General features: G+C 63.8%; 16 protein-coding genes. All 16 read right to left on the bottom strand.

Annotated elements, in window-relative coordinates:
- Window position 1: 1 nt before the first annotated feature.
- Window positions 2–802, bottom strand: coding sequence for an acyl-ACP--UDP-N-acetylglucosamine O-acyltransferase (gene lpxA / locus A3AI_RS0127955; protein ID WP_024518752.1), 801 nt, complete (start codon window positions 800–802; stop codon window positions 2–4).
- 291 nt (window positions 803–1,093) lie between these two features.
- A complete protein-coding gene (gene fabZ / locus A3AI_RS0127950; protein WP_024518751.1) occupies window positions 1,094–1,552 on the bottom strand; it encodes a 3-hydroxyacyl-ACP dehydratase FabZ in 459 nt (152 codons plus the stop codon).
- Window positions 1,552–2,634 (bottom strand): UDP-3-O-(3-hydroxymyristoyl)glucosamine N-acyltransferase, encoded by a 1,083-nt coding sequence (gene lpxD, locus A3AI_RS0127945; RefSeq protein WP_024518750.1) that lies wholly within the window; start codon window positions 2,632–2,634, stop codon window positions 1,552–1,554. Before lpxD ends, fabZ begins: the two co-directional genes overlap by 1 nt.
- Window positions 2,635–2,759: 125 nt before the next feature.
- The gene (gene bamA / locus A3AI_RS0127940) at window positions 2,760–5,360 is read right to left on the bottom strand and encodes an outer membrane protein assembly factor BamA (protein WP_024518749.1); all 2,601 of its coding nucleotides are present in this window, start codon (window positions 5,358–5,360) and stop codon (window positions 2,760–2,762) included.
- Between the two features lie 171 nt (window positions 5,361–5,531).
- Window positions 5,532–6,686 (bottom strand): RIP metalloprotease RseP, encoded by a 1,155-nt coding sequence (gene rseP / locus A3AI_RS0127935; protein ID WP_024518748.1) that lies wholly within the window; start codon window positions 6,684–6,686, stop codon window positions 5,532–5,534.
- A gap of 42 nt (window positions 6,687–6,728) precedes the next feature.
- Window positions 6,729–7,952, bottom strand: coding sequence for a 1-deoxy-D-xylulose-5-phosphate reductoisomerase (dxr, locus tag A3AI_RS0127930; protein WP_024518747.1), 1,224 nt, complete (start codon window positions 7,950–7,952; stop codon window positions 6,729–6,731).
- 4 nt (window positions 7,953–7,956) lie between these two features.
- Window positions 7,957–8,745 (bottom strand): phosphatidate cytidylyltransferase, encoded by a 789-nt coding sequence (locus A3AI_RS0127925; RefSeq protein WP_051382524.1) that lies wholly within the window; start codon window positions 8,743–8,745, stop codon window positions 7,957–7,959.
- A 56-nt stretch (window positions 8,746–8,801) separates the two neighbouring features.
- Window positions 8,802–9,557 carry an isoprenyl transferase gene (locus A3AI_RS0127920; RefSeq protein ID WP_024518745.1) on the bottom strand — a complete coding sequence of 252 codons (756 nt, stop codon included), beginning with the start codon at window positions 9,555–9,557 and terminating at the stop codon, window positions 8,802–8,804.
- A gap of 11 nt (window positions 9,558–9,568) precedes the next feature.
- Window positions 9,569–10,132 carry a ribosome recycling factor gene (gene frr / locus A3AI_RS0127915; protein ID WP_024518744.1) on the bottom strand — a complete coding sequence of 188 codons (564 nt, stop codon included), beginning with the start codon at window positions 10,130–10,132 and terminating at the stop codon, window positions 9,569–9,571.
- 96 nt (window positions 10,133–10,228) lie between these two features.
- Window positions 10,229–10,939 carry a UMP kinase gene (pyrH, locus tag A3AI_RS0127910; RefSeq protein WP_024518743.1) on the bottom strand — a complete coding sequence of 237 codons (711 nt, stop codon included), beginning with the start codon at window positions 10,937–10,939 and terminating at the stop codon, window positions 10,229–10,231.
- Between the two features lie 99 nt (window positions 10,940–11,038).
- A complete protein-coding gene (tsf, locus tag A3AI_RS0127905) occupies window positions 11,039–11,962 on the bottom strand; it encodes a translation elongation factor Ts (RefSeq protein ID WP_024518742.1) in 924 nt (307 codons plus the stop codon).
- Window positions 11,963–12,141: 179 nt separating this feature from the next.
- Entirely contained in the window at window positions 12,142–13,137 is a 996-nt protein-coding gene (locus A3AI_RS0127900; RefSeq protein WP_036049826.1) for a 30S ribosomal protein S2, read from the bottom strand.
- 327 nt (window positions 13,138–13,464) lie between these two features.
- Window positions 13,465–13,821, bottom strand: coding sequence for a carbonic anhydrase (locus A3AI_RS0127895; RefSeq protein WP_502685771.1), 357 nt, complete (start codon window positions 13,819–13,821; stop codon window positions 13,465–13,467).
- 147 nt (window positions 13,822–13,968) lie between these two features.
- The gene (locus tag A3AI_RS0127890) at window positions 13,969–16,227 is read right to left on the bottom strand and encodes a caspase family protein (RefSeq protein WP_024518739.1); all 2,259 of its coding nucleotides are present in this window, start codon (window positions 16,225–16,227) and stop codon (window positions 13,969–13,971) included.
- Between the two features lie 141 nt (window positions 16,228–16,368).
- Window positions 16,369–17,334 carry an FHA domain-containing protein gene (locus tag A3AI_RS0127885; protein ID WP_024518738.1) on the bottom strand — a complete coding sequence of 322 codons (966 nt, stop codon included), beginning with the start codon at window positions 17,332–17,334 and terminating at the stop codon, window positions 16,369–16,371.
- Window positions 17,331–18,659, bottom strand: a complete 1,329-nt coding sequence (locus A3AI_RS0127880) for a S1 family peptidase (RefSeq protein ID WP_024518737.1) — start codon at window positions 18,657–18,659, stop codon at window positions 17,331–17,333. The genes A3AI_RS0127885 and A3AI_RS0127880 overlap by 4 nt, the downstream gene beginning before the upstream one ends.
- Between the last annotated feature and the right edge of the window lie 27 nt (window positions 18,660–18,686).

Here is an 18,686-nt window from a genome sequence, read left to right as displayed (position 1 = left end):
CTCAGTCCCGGCCGGTCGCGGCCGGAAGACAAAGCGGCCGATGCTTGCCGTTGGCGATGAAGGTCAGGATATCCGCGATCGCGGGGTCCTCGCCTGCGAACCCCTGCACGGACGCGAGCCGCTCGGCGAAGGTGCCGGGGCCGTAAAACAACCTCTTGTAGAAGGCGCGTAACGTGGCTAGCCGCTCGCGGGTGAACTTGCGGCGTTTCATACCGATGATGTTGAAGCCTTCAAGCACAGCGTATTGGCCATTGACGAGGCCAAAGGGAATGACATCGTCGCGCACGCCGCAGACACCACCGACCATCACCTGCGAGCCGATCCGGGTGAACTGGTGCACCGCCGACAGGCCGCCGATATAGACAAAGTCACCGATCTCGCAGTGGCCACCGAGCGTAGCGGAGGTCGCGAAGATAGCGCCGTTACCGACCGTGCAGTCATGACCAACATGGCTGTTGTTCATGAAGAAGCCACCATTGCCGACGCGTGTCAGCCCGCCGCCCTTTGCGGTGCCGACATTCATCGTCACTCCCTCGCGGATGGTACAGCCGGAGCCAATTTCGAGCCGTGTCGGCTCGCCGCGATAGCTGAGATCCTGTGGCGGGCCACCAAGTCCCGCAAATGGCGAGATCACGCAGTCATCGCCGATTGCGGTGTGCCCCATCACAGACACATGGCCGATCAGTTTGCAGTTCTTGCCGATCGTCACATGCGGGCCGATCATGCAGAAGGGACCGATCACCGTGCCTTCGCCGATCACGGCGCCATCCTCAACGCGTGCGGTCGGATCGATCGTGCTCATCGAGTGGTTTACCCCAGCCCGGAATGCGTTTGATTTTTCGGTGGTTAGCCTGCGGGCTCAACCCTGTCCAGTGACAGATGGTTACGTCGTGTTGCGATGAGGGGCGCGCTTGTGCGCCCAGAGGTCGCCATGGCTCCAAACGCGAAAACAGATCGCAAGCTTGCGCCCGTCACCCTGAAGGCGCTCGCGACAGAGAGCCTCGAAGGACGATGGACCGGGCGGCTGCAACAGGGGCCGATTCATCCTTCGAGGCTCGCTGCGCTCGCGCCCCTGGATGACGGGGCGACAGCATCAATCGGTCAGCATGGCGCCGACATCGGCTTCGGCGACCACCGCGCCGTCCACTTTGGCCTCGCCGTGAAACCACCACATGGTCTTGCGGCGGCCAATGGAGCGCATGTGATATTCGACGGTGTTGCCGGGCATCACGGGCTTCCTGAACTTGCACTTGTCGATGGTCAGGAAGTAGACGGCGCGCGGCTTCTCGGTGCCTTCGACCGATTTGATGCCGATCACGCCCGCGGTCTGCGCCATGGCCTCGATCATCATCACGCCTGGATAGACCGGTCTTTCAGGAAAATGGCCGAGAAAGCATGGCTCGTTGAAGGTGACGTTCTTGATGCCGATGCCGCTGTAATCGGTGCGGATATTAATGACGCGGTCGATCAGGAGCATCGGATAACGGTGCGGAAGGGTTTTGAGGATCTCGTTGATATCGACCACCTCGAACCTGACAGATGCCTCCTCCATCACTCCCGCCTCTCGTCTTTCGCGACCTTTGTTTTCGCTTCATGGGTGCCGTCCTGCACCAGACGTTCCACCGCCAGGATTTCGCGGAACCATTGCTTGGTCGGCTTGGCAAAATGACCTCCCCAGCGGCCACCCGCGGGGATATCGTCCTTGACCGCGCTCATGGCCGTGACCTGAGCGCCGTCACCGATCTTCAGGTGGTTGTTGATTCCAACCTTTGCCCCCAAGGCCACATTGTCACCGATCGTCAGGCTGCCTGCGAGCCCGATCTGGGCGGCCAGCAGGCAGCGCCGGCCGATGGTCACATTGTGGCCGATCTGAACCTGGTTGTCGATTTTGGTGCCCTCGCCGATCACGGTGTCGCGCAGGCTGCCGCGGTCGATGGTGGTTCCTGCCCCGACCTCCACATCATTCTGGATCAGGACGCGCCCGGTCTGAGGGACCTTCAGATGGCCCTCGGGGCCAAAGAAAATGAAGCCATAGCCGTCTTGGCCGATGTGGCAGCCGGGATGCATCAGCACATTATTGCCGATCAGCGCGCACTGGATCGACGAATGTGGCCCGACATTGCAGTCCCGGCCGATCTTGACGTCAGGCCCGATCACGGCGGCGGCGCCGATCACCGTGCCCGAGCCGATCTCGACATTTGCCCCGATCACGGCGAGATGTTCGACAATGACGCCATCCTCCAGCCGCGCCGTCGGGTCGATGATGGCGGACGGCGCGATGCCCTCGCAACCGAACCAGGACTGCGGCCGCAGCGCATCCTGATGCAGATCGCTGGCGATCTGCACGAAGGCACGGAAGGGCTGGCTGGCACGCAGCACGGCAACATGCGGCGGCACCTGCGCCTCGAATCGTGGACTGACGAGAATGGCACCGGCGTTTGTCGCGGCAAGCTGATCGATATATTTGAGATTGTCGAAAAAGGCCAAGTGCATTGGGCCGGCTTCATCCAGCGACGCCAGTCCCCTCACGGTCTGGTGGGCCCGCGATGGATCGACCAACAGCGCCCCGGTCGACGCGGCCAATTCAGCCAGCGTCAACGACCGGGGTTGCTTAAAGAACGCGGGCTGCGCCATTCCCTCCGTCGCGATTTGCGCTGCTACAGTATGACCCGGAAAGCGCGTCGCGACTTTCCGGAAAAGATTATGCTTTATCAAAGACGTAAAGCGCGATGAGTCAACCTCATCGCGCTTTAGTGAGATCAGAAGCTGGTGCCGCCGCCGAACTTGAACTGCTGGACGCGGTCGAACTGGCCCTTGGTGAGCGGCACCGCATAGTCGAAGCGCAGCGGACCGAAGGGCGAGGCCCAGATCAGGCCGATACCGACCGAGCTGCGGATGACGTTGCTGTCGTTATACACTAGGCCCGTACAGGTGCCGGAGCTAAAGGCCGGCGGCTGGGTCGGCGGAATACAGTTCGAGTTGCCGCCCTTCTGCGAGGCCGGCGTCGTGAGTTCGCCGGTCGCAGCCCAGGTCGTCGGACCCTGGTAGTCATAGAGACCACCGGCGTCGGCATAGACAGCGCCCTTCAGACCCACTTCCTTGGGCAGGAACCAGAACGGCATCTGCAGTTCGAACGACGCACCCCAGTACTTGGTGCCGCCGATGGCGTCCTGGGTACCGAACGGATTGATGTCGCGTGGACCGATGCCGTTGGGCGCAAAGCCGCGGACCAGGTTCGGACCCATCTGGAAGTGATCCAGCATGCGCAGCTCGTCGTTGCCGATCTTGTTCAGGATGCCGCCCTGCAGGTGGATCAGGCCGACGATGTCGGAAACCAGCGGCGCGTAGTACTTGGCGTCGATCTGGCTCTTCAGGTAGGTGACGTCGCCACCGACGCCGGCGAAGTCCTGCTTGAAGTCGATCAGGAGGCCGTCGGTCGGATTCTTGTTGTTGTCGAGGGTGTTGTAGTTGAGCGTGTAGCCAATCGCGGAGGTGATCGCCGCGCCCTCCGAGAGCTCCTTGCGCACCGGCAACGAAGCTTCGCCGTCACTGTAACACCACAGGCCCAGGCCCGACGTATCCGTGGCGGTTTGCCCCCCGTCTGTGACCGTGCCACCGTTCGCAGTACCCGGTCTATTCGCAGTGACCCAAGCCGGCGACGGGTTGAAGGCAAGCAGGCCGTTGCCCGGGTTGTTGTTACAGTTGGCAAGATAAGAGGGCAGCGAGATCTCTTGCTGATAGATCGAGTAGCGCAGCTGCATCGAGAGATCTTCACGCAGTTGCAGGCCCAGTCGGGGGCTGAAGCCCACCGTCTTGGTGCCGTACGCGATGTAGTTGTTCGCCATCTGCTCGCGGTAATAAGCGTCGAGGCCGAGCGCGATGCGGTAGTCGAGCAGATAGGGCTCGACAAAGGACAGCGACAGGCCGCGCGCATACTGACCGTAGGTCACGGCTGCCTTTGCGAACAGGCCGCGGCCGAGGAAGTTGCGCTCGGAGATGCTGACCTCGGCCAGCGCGCCGTCGGTGGTCGAATAGCCGCCGGACACCGAGAAGTCACCCGTCGACTTCTCCTCAAGATTGACGTTGAGGACCACCCGGTCGCTGGACGAACCCGGCTCGGTGGTGATCTTCACTTCCTTGAAGTAGTCGAGGTTCTTCAGGCGCCGCTCGGCGCGGTCGACCAGCGCGCGGTTGTAGGCGTCGCCTTCGGAGATGTCGAACTCGCGACGGATCACATAGTCGCGGGTGCGGCTGTTGCCGCGGATGTTGATGCGCTCGATATAGGTGCGCGGACCTTCATCGACGGAAAACACGATAGACACGGTGTGGGCGTCGAAATTGCGGTCGCCGCGCGGACGCACCACCGCGAACGCATAGCCGCGCCGCGAGGCCTCGATCTGCATTTGCTCGACCGACTTCTCCACCGCCTCGGCATTGTACAGCGAGCCGACATAAACATACGAGAAGTTCGACAGCGCGTTGGGGTCGAAATTGGCGATGGTCGTTTCGTATTTGACCGAGGCCACGCGGTATTGCTGGCCTTCCTCGATCTTGAAGGTAACGAGGAAGCCCTTCTTCTCCGGATCATATTCGGTCAGCGCGGCGACGACCTGCACGTCGGCAAAGCCGTGCTTCAGGTAGAAGCGGCGAATCAGGTCACGGTCGGCTTCAACGCGATCCGGATCATAGATGTCGCCACTGCCGAGGAAGCTGAGCCAGTTCGTTTCGTGCGTCTTGATGACGTCCTTGAGGCGGTAGGACGAATAGAAATTATTTCCGACGAAGTCGATTGATCTGACGCCGGTCTTCCCCCCCTCGTCGATCGTGAAAACGAGGTCGACGCGGTTGTTGGGCTGCTCGATGATTTCGGGCGTCACATGCACGTCGTAACGGCCGGAACGGCGATAGATCTCGGCGATCCGCTGCGCATCCGACTGGACCATGGGACGGGAGAAGGTGCCGCGGGGCTTGGACTGGATTTCAGCCGAGAGCTGCTCGTCCTTGATCTTCTTGTTGCCCTCGAAGGCGACGCGGTTGATCACGGGGTTTTCAACCACCACGACAACCAGGCGGCCGTGGTCGCGATTGATCTTCACGTCCTGGAACAGGCCGGTCTCGATCAGCGCTTTCAGGCCGTCGTCGATGCGGCCGGCATCAAGTTGGCCGTTAGGACCCGGCTTGAAATAGGAGCGAATGGTCTCGACCTCGACGCGACGGTTCCCCTCAACCTCGATCGACGCCACCGTCTGCGCGGCAGCCGGAGCCGACGCAAAAGTAGCCACCAATGCGGTAGCCACCGGCACGGCAAACATGATCAGGGCGGCGAGCAAGCCCCCCCGCACTCGCATTCCAAACTTCATGCGCAACGCGCCCTTGTCATTTCATGCCGGACCGTAACCCCCACGGCCCGACAGATTCTCTTCACCGCTCCGGTTCTAGCTAAATTCGCCGGAGCGGCAAACGCCAGAGAAGGCGCGATTCCATTTTCATTCCAAGACGTTGCCATTAGGCAACGCCACAAAAAAGCCATTTCACGATGCGGCGAGGTGCAAGATGTCGTTATAGGTCGCAAACACCATCAACATCAGTACCAACGCAAGCCCGATTCGGAACCCCATCTCCTGGGCCCGCTCCGACAACGGGCGCCCGCGTATCGCTTCCACCGCATAAAACAGCAGATGGCCCCCATCGAGCAGCGGAACCGGGAACAGGTTCAACAGCCCGATTGAAATTGACAGGATGGCGGCCAGTTGGATCAAACCCGGCAGCCCCGCCGTGGTCGCGACCTGGCCGGAGATTCGCGCGATTCCGATCGGGCCACCAAACTGGTTCGCCGCCTCGTGCCCGACGAAAACCCCGCCGATGTAGGCGAGCGTCCGGTCGACCACGAACCAGGTTTCCTTCACCCCCAGCCACAATGCGGTGGCCGGATCGACCCGTTCAGTCAGCACATCGCCCGCCGCGGTCTGGCGGGTAATGCCGAGCACGCCAATCCGATGCAGGTTCCCAAAGGGGTCTTTGACTTCTCTTAACTCCGGCGTTCCCTCCAGATCGATGCTCGAATCACCGCGTTTGACCACAAAGCGCAGCTTGTCGCCGGCATGGGTCGAAACGATGCGCTGCATGTCGGTGAAGGTGTCGATCTTGCTGCCGTCAATCGACTGTACGATGTCGCCGACCTGGAACCCGGCGGCCGCGGCAGCGCTATTGGCCTCGATCTTGTCGACCCGGGCCGTGGTCGAGGGCTTGCCGAAGAAGGTGAAAAGGCAGGTGAAAATCACGATTGCCAGAATGAAATTGGCGATCGGGCCGGCGGCCACGATCGCCGCGCGCGGCCCCACCTTCTTGTGGTGGAAGCTGCCCTGCCGCTCCTCGTCGGTCATGGTCGCGAGCGCAGCCGCCGACGGTGTCGAGGCCTCGGTGTCGTCGCCGAAAAACTTCACATAGCCGCCAAGTGGCACGGCCGAGATCTTCCAGCGGGTGCCATGGCGGTCGTTGAAGCCGACCAGCTCCGGCCCGAAGCCGAGCGAAAAGGTCAGCACCTTCACCCCGGCGCGGCGGGCGACCCAGAAGTGGCCGAGTTCGTGGAAGAAGACGACAATCGTCAGGACAAACAGAAACGGGATGACATAGCCAATCAGGCCATGACCCAACACGTTGAAACTATGGAGAAAAGCTTCAGTCATCAGAATCCCCTCAAGCAGAGCCTGAGGCCCCCTCCCACCGCTCTAGGATGCCTTTAAGGCAACATGAGGCAATAGGGAGGCGGCCACATTTCGGGCATTATTGTCAACGGCGATGGCCTCGTCGGCCGAGCGGAGCGGGGCCAGATTGCTAGAACGAATCCACGTTTCAATGGTTGCTTCCACGAGCCGGGCAATCGCTCCGAACTTGATCTTTCCGCCAATAAAGGCAGCCACGGCAATCTCGTTCGCCGCGTTGAAGACCGTGGTCGCCCCGCGCCCGGTGCGCAGCGCCTCATAGGCAAGCCGCAGCCCTGGAAAGCGCTCGAAATCGGGCGCCTCGAAGGTAAGCTGGCCGATCTTGGCAAGATCGAGCCGGGCCGACGGCCCCTTGATGCGGTCCGGCCAGCCCAGGCAATGCGCGATCGGGATGCGCATATCTGGCGCACCGAGCTGGGCAACCACCGAACGGTCGGAAAACTCCACCATGCCGTGGATGATGGACTGCGGATGCACCAGCACGTCGATCTCGTCCGGCTTCAGCGAGAAGAGATAGGCGGCCTCGATCACCTCGAGCCCCTTGTTCATCATCGATGCGGAATCGATGGTGATCTTCTGGCCCATGCTCCAATTTGGGTGTTTCAGGGCCTGCGCGAGCGTCGCCTGCTCGATGTCGGAAGCGGCCCAGGTGCGGAACGGACCGCCCGAGGCCGTAATGATGACGCGGACCAGTTCATCGCGATTGCCCGACGCCAAGGCCTGGAACAGGGCATTGTGCTCGGAATCCGACGGCAGAATGCAGGCGCCGGCTTTTGCGGCCCGCTCCATGAAGAAGTCGCCGGCACACACCAGGCACTCCTTGTTGGCGAGTGCAACGGTGGCACCCCGATCGACCGCCGCCAGCGCCGGCTTCAATCCGGCAGCTCCCGACACCGCGGCCATCACCCAGTCCGCGGGGTGCGCGGCGGCCTCGATGATGGCGCTTTCGCCTGCCCCGCATTCGATACCGGTACCAGCCAATGCCTCGCGCAATTCGCTCAGGCGCGCGGGGTCCGCGACCGCCGCAAAGCGCGCATTGAACTCGCGGGCGAGTTTCGCAAGCCCTTGCACATTGCTGTTGCCGGTCAAAGCCTCGACGCGGTAGCGGTCGCGCGCGCCGCGCAACAAGTCCATTGTGCTGTCGCCGATCGAACCGGTCGCACCCAGCACGGTGACGCTGCGGACATTCGCCGCCGCAGCCTTGTTGTTACGCAATGGAACGGGGTTCATCGTTTCACCAAACCATAAGACCGCGGCCAATGCCATCGGCACCATGCCGCACAAATCCGAAAATGGCCGCCAGCACAAGCACGGCGACCAGGCTGTCGAGCCGGTCCAGCAGCCCGCCATGGCCGGGAATGATGTGACTGGAGTCCTTCACCCCAAACCGGCGTTTGACTGCGGATTCAAAGAGATCGCCGAACTGCCCGGCGACCGACAAGATGCCGCCAAGAACGAGCAGCGGCCCGATCCGCCCCACGCCCGCAGCCGCAAAGCCGGCAGCAACCACAAGGCTTCCCAGAAAGCCGCCGACGGCGCCCGCCCAGGTCTTGTTCGGGCTGACCCGCGGCCAAAGTTTCGGGCCCCCGATACCGCGGCCGGCAAAATAGCCGCCGATATCGGTCGCCCAGACCACCAGCAGCACGAAGATCAGCGCGGCAAAGCCCATCTCCTGGTCGGCACGCAACAGCACCGCAGCGAACAGGGCGGCACCCGCATAGAGGTACCCCGCGACGGCCCAGAGGCGGCCTTGCGCAGACAGCGCGGCGACGGCGGCAAGTCCCGCGACCGCCGCAACCAGCGCAAACTCGAATCGGACAAGTGCAAGGCCTGCCCCGGCAAGCACAAGCGCGACCACGCCGGCCGCGGCGGCGGGCCTTTGCTGCACAGCCCCAACGACCATCAGCCATTCGATGAACAAACCGATCACCGCGAGCGTGACCAGCGCAGTCCACAGCGCGCCGCCAATATAAGCGGAACCGAGTGCCAGCGGCACCAGCACCACTGCCGCCAGCACGCGCATCAGAAGATTGCGCGACGCAGGAGGAACCGGCTGCGCCGCCACGGCCTCGCGTTTGCTCACGATGCGGTTTTCGCGACGAGGCCGCCGAACCGGCGCTCGCGTCTGGCGAACTCGGCGATTGCGCCTTCGAGCGCCGCCTTGTCGAAATCGGGCCAATGCATGGGCACGAAGACGAGCTCGCTATAAGCCGCCTGCCACAACAGGAAATTCGACAGCCGCTGTTCGCCGCTGGTGCGGATGATCAAATCGGGATCGGGTATATCCGGCGCCTCGAGATATTGGCCGAGCATCTCGGCATCGATCGTGTCAGGATCGCGCTTGCCTTCGGCAACCTCGCGCGCCAGCCGCTGGGCTGCGCGCGCGATCTCCTGGCGCGAGCCGTAATTGAAGGCGACCACCAGCGTGAGACGGCTGTTGTTGCGGGTCAGCTCCTCGGCCTCGTTGAGCAGCGCGCAGATGTCGGGTTCGAGGCCATCGCGCTCGCCGATCACCCGCACGCGCACGCCGTCGCGATGCAGGCTTGCGAGGTCGTTGCGGATGAAGCGGCGCAACAGGCCGAACAGGTCGCCGATCTCGGCTGCCGGCCGCGACCAGTTTTCCGATGAGAACGAGAAGATGGTGAGATAGCCGATGCCGAGCTCATGCGCGGCGCGCACCACGCGCCTGAGCGCATCGACGCCACGCCGATGGCCCTCAGCCCGCGGCAACCCGCGCGCCGCCGCCCAGCGTCCGTTGCCGTCCATGATGAGGGCGACATGCAGCGGAGCGTCGGAGCGATCGGCCACGGGTGCGATCGGGGCAGCGTTGGACATCGGACGGTCCTTCAAACCGTGAGGATCTCTTTTTCCTTGGTCGCCAGCAGCTGGTCGATTTCGGCAATCGTGCCGTCGGTCGCCTTCTGCACGTCGGCGGACAGCCGCTCCTCATCGTCCTCGGAAATCTCGTGGCCCTTCTCGAGCTTCTTGACGAGGTCGAGGCCGTCGCGCCTGACATGGCGCACCGCGACGCGCGCGGCTTCGGCATATTTATGCGCGACTTTCACGAGCTCCTTGCGGCGCTCCTGATTCAGTTCGGGGATGCGCAGGCGCAGTACCTGACCTTCGGTCGCCGGTGACAGGCCCAGATTCGAATCGATGATGGCCTTCTCAACCGCCTTCACCATCGTCTTGTCCCAGACCTGCACCGAGATCATGCGCGGCTCGGGGACGCTGACGGTGGCCAGCTGGTTCAGCGGCATATGCGTGCCATAGGCGTCGACCTGCACCGGCTCCAGCATCGAGGCCGAAGCGCGGCCGGTGCGCAAGCCGCTCAGTTCGTGCTTGAGCGCCTGGGTCGCGCCCTGCATGCGGCGCTTCAATTCGTTGATGTCGAACTTACCCGTGGGCATAACGCTCTCCCGTCATTGCAAAATTCATCCCGGCCAAAGCCGTCTCGCTAACGTCGGCCAGCCCTCGATCGAGTGGCGGTCGGCTTATTGTTCCGATCAGCCGGCGACGACGGTCCCGCGTCCTGTGCCAGACAACACGGCGCCGATCGAACCGGGTTCGGCGATCGAGAACACGATGATAGGCAGCGAAGTCTCGCGGGCAAGGGCGAATGCGGTCGCATCCATGACCTTGTAGCCGCCTTCGATCGCCTCGGTATGGGTCAGACGGTCAAAACGCTTGGCAGCCGGGTCCTTTTTGGGATCGGCGCTGTAGACACCGTCGACATTGGTCGCCTTCAGCACCGCCTGGGCATCGATTTCGGCCGCACGCAGCACGGCAGTGGTGTCGGTCGTGAAAAACGGATTGCCGGTTCCACCGCCCAGAAGCACGATGCGGCCTTCGCTCAAGCATTTGTGCGCCGCACTACGGGTGAACAAGTCGCAGATCTCCGGCATCACGAACGCCGAGAGCGCCTTCGCCGCTCCGCCCTTGGCCTCGATCGCAGCTTCCAGCGCGAGGCAATTCATGACGGTGGCCAGCATGCCCAGGGTATCGCCGGTCGTGCGCGACATGCCGCGGGCAGACCCGCCGCGCATCATGTTGCCGCCGCCGACCACCACCGCGATCTCGGCGCCGAGCTTCGCGGCCGCGATCAAATCAGCGGCGATACGGTCAACGGTCGGCTGGTCGATACCGAAGGACTGGCTGCCTGCGAGATATTCGCCCGACAGCTTGACCACCACGCGACGATAGACCGGCTCAGCCATTCGCATTCGCTTTCGCTTGCGGATCGAGCTTCCAGCGCTCCAACGCCGGAAGCTCGATCTAAAGAGCTAGGCGCGATGATTCCATCGCGCTTTAGCCGCTTACTTCTTGCCGCTGGCGGCCGCAACCTCGGCTGCGAAATCGCTTTCCTGCCGCTCGATTCCCTCGCCGAGAGCATAGCGCACAAAGCCCGCGATCTTCACGGGGCCGCCGACCTTACCCTCAGCTTCCTTCACCGCCTGGGCGACCGACTTACCGGTGTCATGGATGAAGGCCTGCTCGAGCAGACAGACTTCCTTGTAGTAGGTCTTCAGGCCGGATTCGACGATCTTCTCGATCACGTTCTCAGGCTTGCCCTGCTGGCGATACTTGTCGGCGAGCACGTCCTTCTCGCGCTTGACGAGTTCGGGATCGAGACCCGACGGGTCGAGCGCCTGCGGATTGGCCGCGGCGACATGCATGGCGAGCTGACGGCCGAGCGCGGCAAGCTCGTCGGCCTTGCCGGCCGATTCCAGCGCCACGATCACGCCCATCTTGCCCGCGCCGTCAACCACGGCGCCGTGGACATAACTCGAGACCACGCCTTGGCCGACTTCGAGCACGGCAGCGCGGCGCAGCGTCATGTTCTCGCCGATGGTCGCGATCGCATCCGCAATCGCGGTCTCCACGGTGACGCTACCGACCTTTGCGGCCTTGATCTTCTCGATATCGGCGCCGACATCGAGCGCGACCTGGGCGATCATCTTGACCAGCCCCTGGAACTGTTCGTTGCGCGCGACGAAATCGGTCTCGGAATTGACCTCGACCACGACGCCCTTGCTGCCCCTGGTGAGGGCGCCGATCAGGCCGTCGGCCGCGACGCGCCCGGCCTTCTTGGCAGCCTTGGAAAGCCCCTTTTTCCGCAGCCAGTCCTGCGCGGCCGTCATGTCGCCGCCGGTCTCGGTGAGAGCGGCCTTGCAATCCATCATGCCTGCGCCGGTCGACTCGCGCAGGTCCTTCACCATCGCTGCGGTGATAGTAGCCATTGCTGATGTTCCTTTTGCCTGTTCGGACCGAGAACGGCGCGGCTCAACCGCCACGCCGCCCCAGCCACCAGGAATCTATCGTTGCTATGTGAGAGCCGGAAAACACCGGCCCTCGCCAATCCTTGAGCATGATCGCTTCGGAAAATCGGGTCCCCGCTCTTCCGGAACATGCATCTTGGTTATTCCGCTTCCGCGGTCAGCTTCTTGGCCTGCGCGACCCAGGCATCGGCGCGGCTCGGCAAGCCGACCTCTTCGCCGATCTGGTGCGCGGTGTCGTGATTGAGCTCGGCCAGCTGCCAATAGTGGAACACGCCGAGATCGTTGAGCTTCTTCTCGATCGCGCCCGATACGCCCTGCAGCTTCTTGAGGTCGTCGGCGGTGCCGCGCGGCCCGGGCAGGCCCTGGAAGCCCGACGCAGGAGCGGTCGGGATATCCTCGGCCACCGGCTGAGCGGAGGCACCGATATCGATGCCCGAATCGCCCTGCGCCCGCGAAATGCCGTCGATCGCGGCGCGCGCAATCAGGTCGCAATAGAGCGAGATGGCGCGGCCGGCGTCGTCATTACCCGGCACCACATAGGTGATGCCCTTGGGGTCCGAATTGGTGTCGACGATCGCGGCGACCGGGATGTTGAGGCGCTGGGCCTCCTGGATCGCGATGTCTTCCTTGTTGGTGTCGATCACGAAGATCATGTCGGGCAGGCCGCCCATGTCCTTGATGCCGCCGAGCGAACGGTCGAGCTTGTCGCGCTCGCGCTGCAGCGTCAGGCGCTCCTTCTTGGTGTAGGAGTTGCCCTCGCCCGAGGAAAGCACGTCATCAAGCTGGCGCAGCCGCTTGATCGAGGCCGAGATCGTCTTCCAGTTGGTCAGCGTGCCGCCGAGCCAGCGCGAGTTGACGAAATACTGCGCCGAACGCTTGGCCGCGTCGGCGACGTTGTCCTGCGCCTGTCGCTTGGTACCGACGAACAGGATACGGCCACCCTTGGCGACGGTGTCGCTGACCGCCTGCAAGGCATGATGGAGCATCGGCACGGTCTGCGCGAGGTCGATGATGTGGATGTTGTTGCGGGTACCGAAAATGTACTCCGCCATTTTCGGATTCCACCGATGGGATTGGTGACCGAAATGCACGCCAGCCTCAAGCAGCTGGCGCATAGAGAAATCAGGAAGCGCCATTGGTCTATTCTCCGGTTGGTTCCTCCGGAAACGCGTGAGCAAACGGACCCTTTGGGCCCGGTTGCCACCGGACGGCCTCTACAGCCATGTTTCCGTGTGAGATGGCGCGGTATATAGCGCGATTTCGGCCAGAAGCAAGAAAATAAGCCCGGATTTTGGGGCTAAAGCCCCGAAAATCATGCCGTTTTGGGCCAATTTCGCGCTCAAACCCGCGCGCGGGCTAGTTCGCCAGTTGAAGGCTCGAAAGCGTGGTCTGCGCGGTCGCAGGGCATAGATGTGGCACGGAGAGGTTGCAATATGCCGCGCGTCTTCGGCCTGTGGGAGCTGTCACGCGACCATATCGACCTTGCCGGTGCGCAGGCGATAAATGCCGCCCACAATCTTGAGCTTGCCCTGCTCGACGGGGGCGCTCAGGCTCGGGGCGGTCGATTTCAGCTTGGCGACGGTGTCGACCACGTTCTGCTTGATGGCATTGGCGAGCACATCGCCCGCCTCGCCTGAGACCGCCTTCACTGCGGGAGCGATTCCCGCCACCAGCGACGGCAGTCGTGGCGGCGCGTGACGCCCTCGATAGCGCTCATTGCCCTCCTCCAGCCGCTCGAGCGCGGCCTCCGGCGACACCGCGTTTTGCGGCTTCGGCGGCTTGCTGGCCTCTTTGGCGCGCGCGACGCCGCCGATCAGCATGGCCGAGGCCCCCAGCAACAGGCCGCGCCGCGACGGCACAAAGACATGAGGAACATGCCGCCCGCATTGTTCGCACATTGATCCCCTCCCCTTATGTGCACCAGAGCCTCAATTCTGATCGGCTCAGAATCGAGGCTCAAGGTCTCCTCAGCATTTCGGTTGGTTTGGCGGACATTTCTTCGCCGCCGCCGGCCTGGGTGGTGGCGGTGCAGCCGGTCTGGGTGGCGGGGGTGGCGCAGCGTGCGCGACCGGCGCTGGAGGTGGCGGCGCCGGATGCGGCGATGGCGGCGGCGCGTGAGCCGTAACAGGTGGCGGCATCGGTCTCGATGGCGCGGGCGGCGCCGCGTGCTGGACGCTTGGCTTTGGCGCAGCCGGCGTTGTTGGCGGAGTGAGCTTGGCCGTGGGCTTGGGCGTGGGCTTGGGCGCCGCACTCGGCGCCGGCGACGGCGTTACGTGGGCCGCCGGCGTTTGCGAGGGCGCAAGCTTGGTGTTGGTATGCACCCCAGCCGCCGGCGCAGCCGATTGTAACGGAGTTGGCGTCGGCGCAAGCTTGGCGGCAGGACTCACGCCGGGCGTTGGAGCGCCCGAAGGCGATGGCGATGGGCTCGCCGTCGTCGGCGCAAGCTTGGCACTGGGCGCAGCGACAGGCGACGTGGTCGCTGTGCCGGGGCCGGTGCCCTTGCTGGTCTGCGGAAGCGGCGTGGATCCGCTACCCGGCAGCGCATTCTGCGGGGCGATCGTCGGCGTGGCCGTCGGCGTCAAATTGGACGGCGCAAGGGCTGCCGGGCTGGCCTTGGCGCCGCCGCTGATCACTGCGCTTTGCGGCATCGGCGCCCTGCCCTGCTGGATCAGGGTCGCCTGACGCTGCGCCGATTGCGGCAGCTGGGGTCCTGCACCAGCCGCGGCAGCTCCGACATTCCCCGCCGGCGCCGCAGCCGGCTGCACGTTGATGACGTTGTTGATGACGGTGGTGTTGTGGATGTTGTTGAAGATGACGTTGTTCGGCGGCGGCGCGACATAGACCGGCGGCCGGACGAACACCGGCATCGGCACGAAGCGCGGCTGCGGCAGGATAAACAGCCCAACCGCAACAAAAGGCGGCGTCAGCACCACGAAATCCGGCGGCGGCGGCGGCAGCAAGAACACCGGGGGTGGCGGCGGGGGCGCAAAGGCGAAATCCGGATCGCCGAAATAGAGCACCGGCCGATCGACATAGACGATCTCTTCCGGCGGTGGCGGCGGCACGTCGTAGTCAAGCATCGCAAAGGACGGTGGCGGCTCCAGCGGCGCGACCAGGATGGTGAGCCTTCGCCGCGCATCCCATGCATGCGGCCCCTGCGGATAGAGTCGCAGGTACGACCAGTAGGCCTCGCGCGAGTCGACCCGGTAGGTCCGGCGCCAGGTGATGGCCTCGCGCCGCGCGGCAATGATCGCTCTCACCCGCTTGGCCAGAGGATCGGCGGGGAAGCCCAGGACAAAATCCTCATAGCCCTGCAGCGTGTCGCGCTCGAGCGCCGCAGCGTAAGCATCGTGCGCCGACATCTCGCGGATCGGCCGATCCCGGATCGCCGCCACCTGATCGGCGGGTCCTTGCGCGGGCGGCGCGTCGGGCGCGCGATCGAAGAAGGCGAACTGGGCCTGGATCTTCTGGTCGTCCCACGGGACCTGCGCGCCCTTGCTCGATTCGTTGACGCGCAGGCGCACCCGATCGAACACGTCGGGCAGCGAAAGTCCGCCGGTGCGGATCATTTCGGCAAGCGACTGGGCGTAGACGCCGTACGGTCCAGGCTCGGTGGGCGCGACGGTGCCCGGTGCCGCATTGAACGCGATCAGCATGTTGTTTTCGGCCTCGACCAGCGCAAGTCCGCTTGCGATCTGCTGGGCGCCACCTTCGATGAAAGGCTGCTGGCGGGCCGCATCCAGCACCACCACGCTTGCCTTCAACGGAATAGACGCAAGCTGCCGGGTATAGTCGCTGATCCGCAAGCCCTCGATCGGGATGTCGGGATCACGGGTGATGTTGGAATCGACCGGAATGAAATAGTTCTCGCCCGCGAGCTGTACGCCGTAGCCGGCGAGATAGATGATCGCGACGGTGTTCCGCCCCGAGCTCTCCGCCTTCTGGATGAAATCGCGCAGGCTCTTGCGCAGTGTATCGCCGTCGAGATCGCGGGCGCCGATCACATCGAAGCCGGCCGCCTGCAGGGTCTGGGCCATCAGGCCTGCGTCATTGGCCGCGGTCGCGAGTGGCGCCTTGCCATAGGCGCCGTCGCCCACGACGAGCGCAATTCGCTTTTCCTGCTCCTCGGCAGCGGCGGAACCACCATAGACAGCCAGGGCAGTCAGCAGAAGCGAGAGGAAGACGACCGGGAATATCTTGAACCGAAAGGTGCTGGCCAGTCGCATGGCTTGACGCCTTCTTCTGGGTTTGAAATTTCCGCGTGATATTGAGCACAGCGATACCTGAATGCTCGTTGAACAGAAAGAGCGAGCATTAAGGCAGCGCGGTGACGAACCGCATGGAAACTGGAACTCGACCTGCTGGTCTCAGGGCGTTTGGCCTGGGCTCGGCCCGGTTTGAGCGCGATCGCGATCAAGCGTCGCCTTGAGATCTCCCACCGCCCCGAAGAAATCGGCCTCGCTGCGATAGGGCACGGCACGCAAGGACGGCGGCAGCAGGATGTGCAGTGTGGTCTGGCGGCCCGAATCGGACAGCGCCTGGGAACGCTGCAAGGTCTGTACGGATATAGCGACGACCAGCAGCGCCGCTACCAGCGCGCCCTTCAGCCATAGCCGTGTGGACCCGACCTCGCGCAAATGAAAAAAGCAGACAGCCGCGACGATGATCCATATTGCGACGTATTCGTAGGTACCGGCGACCGGCCTGGTCCAGGCGAAAGCGAGGTATTTCGCAAATTCGCCGTAGAAGGACAGCGCGAAGGCGCCCGACAGTGCGATCAGGAGATGGCGGAAGAAGTGCGAGCGGCCTGCGAAAATCCGCGACAGCAGCGCCCACATCCCGACCCATGTCAGGATCGCGCCGCAGGCCGACAACAGCGGGGTCAGATAGTTCAACGCGCGCGGTTCGACGACCTGGCCGAACCAGACGGTCAGCGCCTCGAGCCCCAACACCGCCGCGCCGAACAAGACGGCCGCGACAACGGGCAGGATATGCCAGCGTTGCGGCGCCACCCGTTCGGGCTCGACCGCGTGGCCGGGCTCGCGGACGCGCAGGAAGGTCTGGCCGATGCGAATCGGCTGCTGGCCGTCCAAGAGGATGCGCGGAAGGCGGGTCTTGTTGCCATCGAGGAAGGTGCCGTTGGTGCTGCCGAGATCCTCGGCGACCAGACGCCCGGCGTCGTCGCGGAACACGCGCAGGTGCCGCGCCGCCACATAGGGGTCGTCGACAATGACGTCATTGTCATAGCCGCGGCCGATACTGACTTCCGGACCGGGAAAGCGATGCCGGCTTGCGATGTCGCGGTGACGCGATAGAATCTCGACCCAGATCATTTGGACACTTGCACTGCTTCAAGAAAGCGCCGGCCGAGCGCCATCGCATCATCGTAGCCGACGGCCTGCATGCTCAATCGCGACACCAGGGCCTCATCATTATGATCCTGGGTGACGGCGATCAGCGCCACATCATAGAGCCCCTCGAACTCGCGATAGGCCTGTGCGCACCAGATCACCCGCAGCGGCGGATGATCGGGCGCAGTGGCGATGCTGACAAAGTCCTCCTGGCAGCGCTCGCGGCTGTACCATTTGCGGAATGGACCGCCGCCGACGAGACGCGGCTGGCTCAGCTGGGTCAGCACGGTCGCAAACTGGAACTGGTTGAGGTCGATGGTCTTGGCAAAGGAATGCGTGATCTGCACCGTCCCGGTGTTGAGATCGGCGGCGACGAACAGGCCGGTGTCGCTGGTGCAGCTCGTCGAATTGATGCTGGCGCGCGGCGCCGGCGTTGCACCGGCGTTGGTCGAGGCCCAGCAATTGAACCATTGCGCCTGCGTTTCCGGCGCGCGGTACGGGCCGAGCGCGGTTTCACGAAAGCCGTCCTTTTCCAGCGCCTTGTAGAGCGCCGAGCGCCACGCCGTCAGCTGCCGTCCGACCGCGTCATGCAAATCGGGCGCGGCCGCAGCTTGCGCGCGCGCCCGCTCCAGAAGCGTGGCGGCGAAGCGCGCTGGCACCAGGAAGCTGATCAGCTGCCCGCCGCGGCGCGTGGCGACATTGATGCCGACCACACGGCCGTCGGCCGTGACCGCGGGCCCCCCGCTCATGCCCGGGTTGAGCGCGCCGGTGAAGTGCAGGCGTTCATTGTAGCTGTGCTCGACCAGCCCGTTATAGGTACCCTCGACGATGGTGAAGCCGAGGTCGAGCGGATTGCCCATCGAATAGAGGCGCTCGCCCTTGGGCAATTCGCCGCCCATAGCCTTCTCGTCGAAGGAGAAGTACGGCGCGTCATGCTTGTCGATGCGGATGATGGCGAGGTCGTCGGGCAGATCGACATCGACGAGCGTGGCGGCGCCCTGGCTGCCGTCGGCTGCGACATATTCAAGCCGGTAGGTCTTCGGCTCGAGCGCGACCTGGGCGACAACGTGATAATTGGTGATCGCAAGCCCGTCGGCGGAGACCAGAAACCCTGACCCGTTCGAGGTCTGCCGCCCGGCGTCCGCGACGAGAGTGCGGATCTGCAATAGCCGCGGCGGCGCGCTCGCATAGATCGCCTCGGCAGCCGAAGGTTGAGCCTTTGCGGCCTCTGTGAAGGTGCCTGCGATCGCGCCGGTCAACAGCAGCAATCCAAGCGCGCGGGCGATGCCCGCAACGGACACAATCAAGCAGTCCCCCTGATCATTCGCCGATCC

The organism is Bradyrhizobium sp. Tv2a-2 (assembly GCF_000472425.1).
GTDB lineage: Bacteria > Pseudomonadota > Alphaproteobacteria > Rhizobiales > Xanthobacteraceae > Bradyrhizobium.
The sequence above is the reverse complement of the archived record's forward strand: the minus strand, read 5'-3'. Positions and strand labels throughout refer to the sequence as shown.

Excerpts from the sequence above, each read along its gene's own strand:
- lpxA (WP_024518752.1), bottom strand. The coding sequence starts at position 802 with ATGAGCACGATCGATCCGACCGCACGCGTTGAGGATGGCGCCGTGATC.
- fabZ (WP_024518751.1), bottom strand. The coding sequence starts at position 1,552 with ATGGAGGAGGCATCTGTCAGGTTCGAGGTGGTCGATATCAACGAGATC.
- lpxD (WP_024518750.1), bottom strand. The coding sequence starts at position 2,634 with ATGGCGCAGCCCGCGTTCTTTAAGCAACCCCGGTCGTTGACGCTGGCT.
- bamA (WP_024518749.1), bottom strand. The coding sequence starts at position 5,360 with ATGAAGTTTGGAATGCGAGTGCGGGGGGGCTTGCTCGCCGCCCTGATC.
- rseP (WP_024518748.1), bottom strand. The coding sequence starts at position 6,686 with ATGACTGAAGCTTTTCTCCATAGTTTCAACGTGTTGGGTCATGGCCTG.
- dxr (WP_024518747.1), bottom strand. The coding sequence starts at position 7,952 with ATGAACCCCGTTCCATTGCGTAACAACAAGGCTGCGGCGGCGAATGTC.
- A3AI_RS0127925 (WP_051382524.1), bottom strand. The coding sequence starts at position 8,745 with ATGCGCGTGCTGGCGGCAGTGGTGCTGGTGCCGCTGGCACTCGGTTCC.
- A3AI_RS0127920 (WP_024518745.1), bottom strand. The coding sequence starts at position 9,557 with ATGTCCAACGCTGCCCCGATCGCACCCGTGGCCGATCGCTCCGACGCT.
- frr (WP_024518744.1), bottom strand. The coding sequence starts at position 10,132 with ATGCCCACGGGTAAGTTCGACATCAACGAATTGAAGCGCCGCATGCAG.
- pyrH (WP_024518743.1), bottom strand. The coding sequence starts at position 10,939 with ATGGCTGAGCCGGTCTATCGTCGCGTGGTGGTCAAGCTGTCGGGCGAA.
- tsf (WP_024518742.1), bottom strand. The coding sequence starts at position 11,962 with ATGGCTACTATCACCGCAGCGATGGTGAAGGACCTGCGCGAGTCGACC.
- A3AI_RS0127900 (WP_036049826.1), bottom strand. The coding sequence starts at position 13,137 with ATGGCGCTTCCTGATTTCTCTATGCGCCAGCTGCTTGAGGCTGGCGTG.
- A3AI_RS0127895 (WP_502685771.1), bottom strand. The coding sequence starts at position 13,821 with ATGCTGATCGGCGGCGTCGCGCGCGCCAAAGAGGCCAGCAAGCCGCCG.
- A3AI_RS0127890 (WP_024518739.1), bottom strand. The coding sequence starts at position 16,227 with ATGCGACTGGCCAGCACCTTTCGGTTCAAGATATTCCCGGTCGTCTTC.
- A3AI_RS0127885 (WP_024518738.1), bottom strand. The coding sequence starts at position 17,334 with ATGATCTGGGTCGAGATTCTATCGCGTCACCGCGACATCGCAAGCCGG.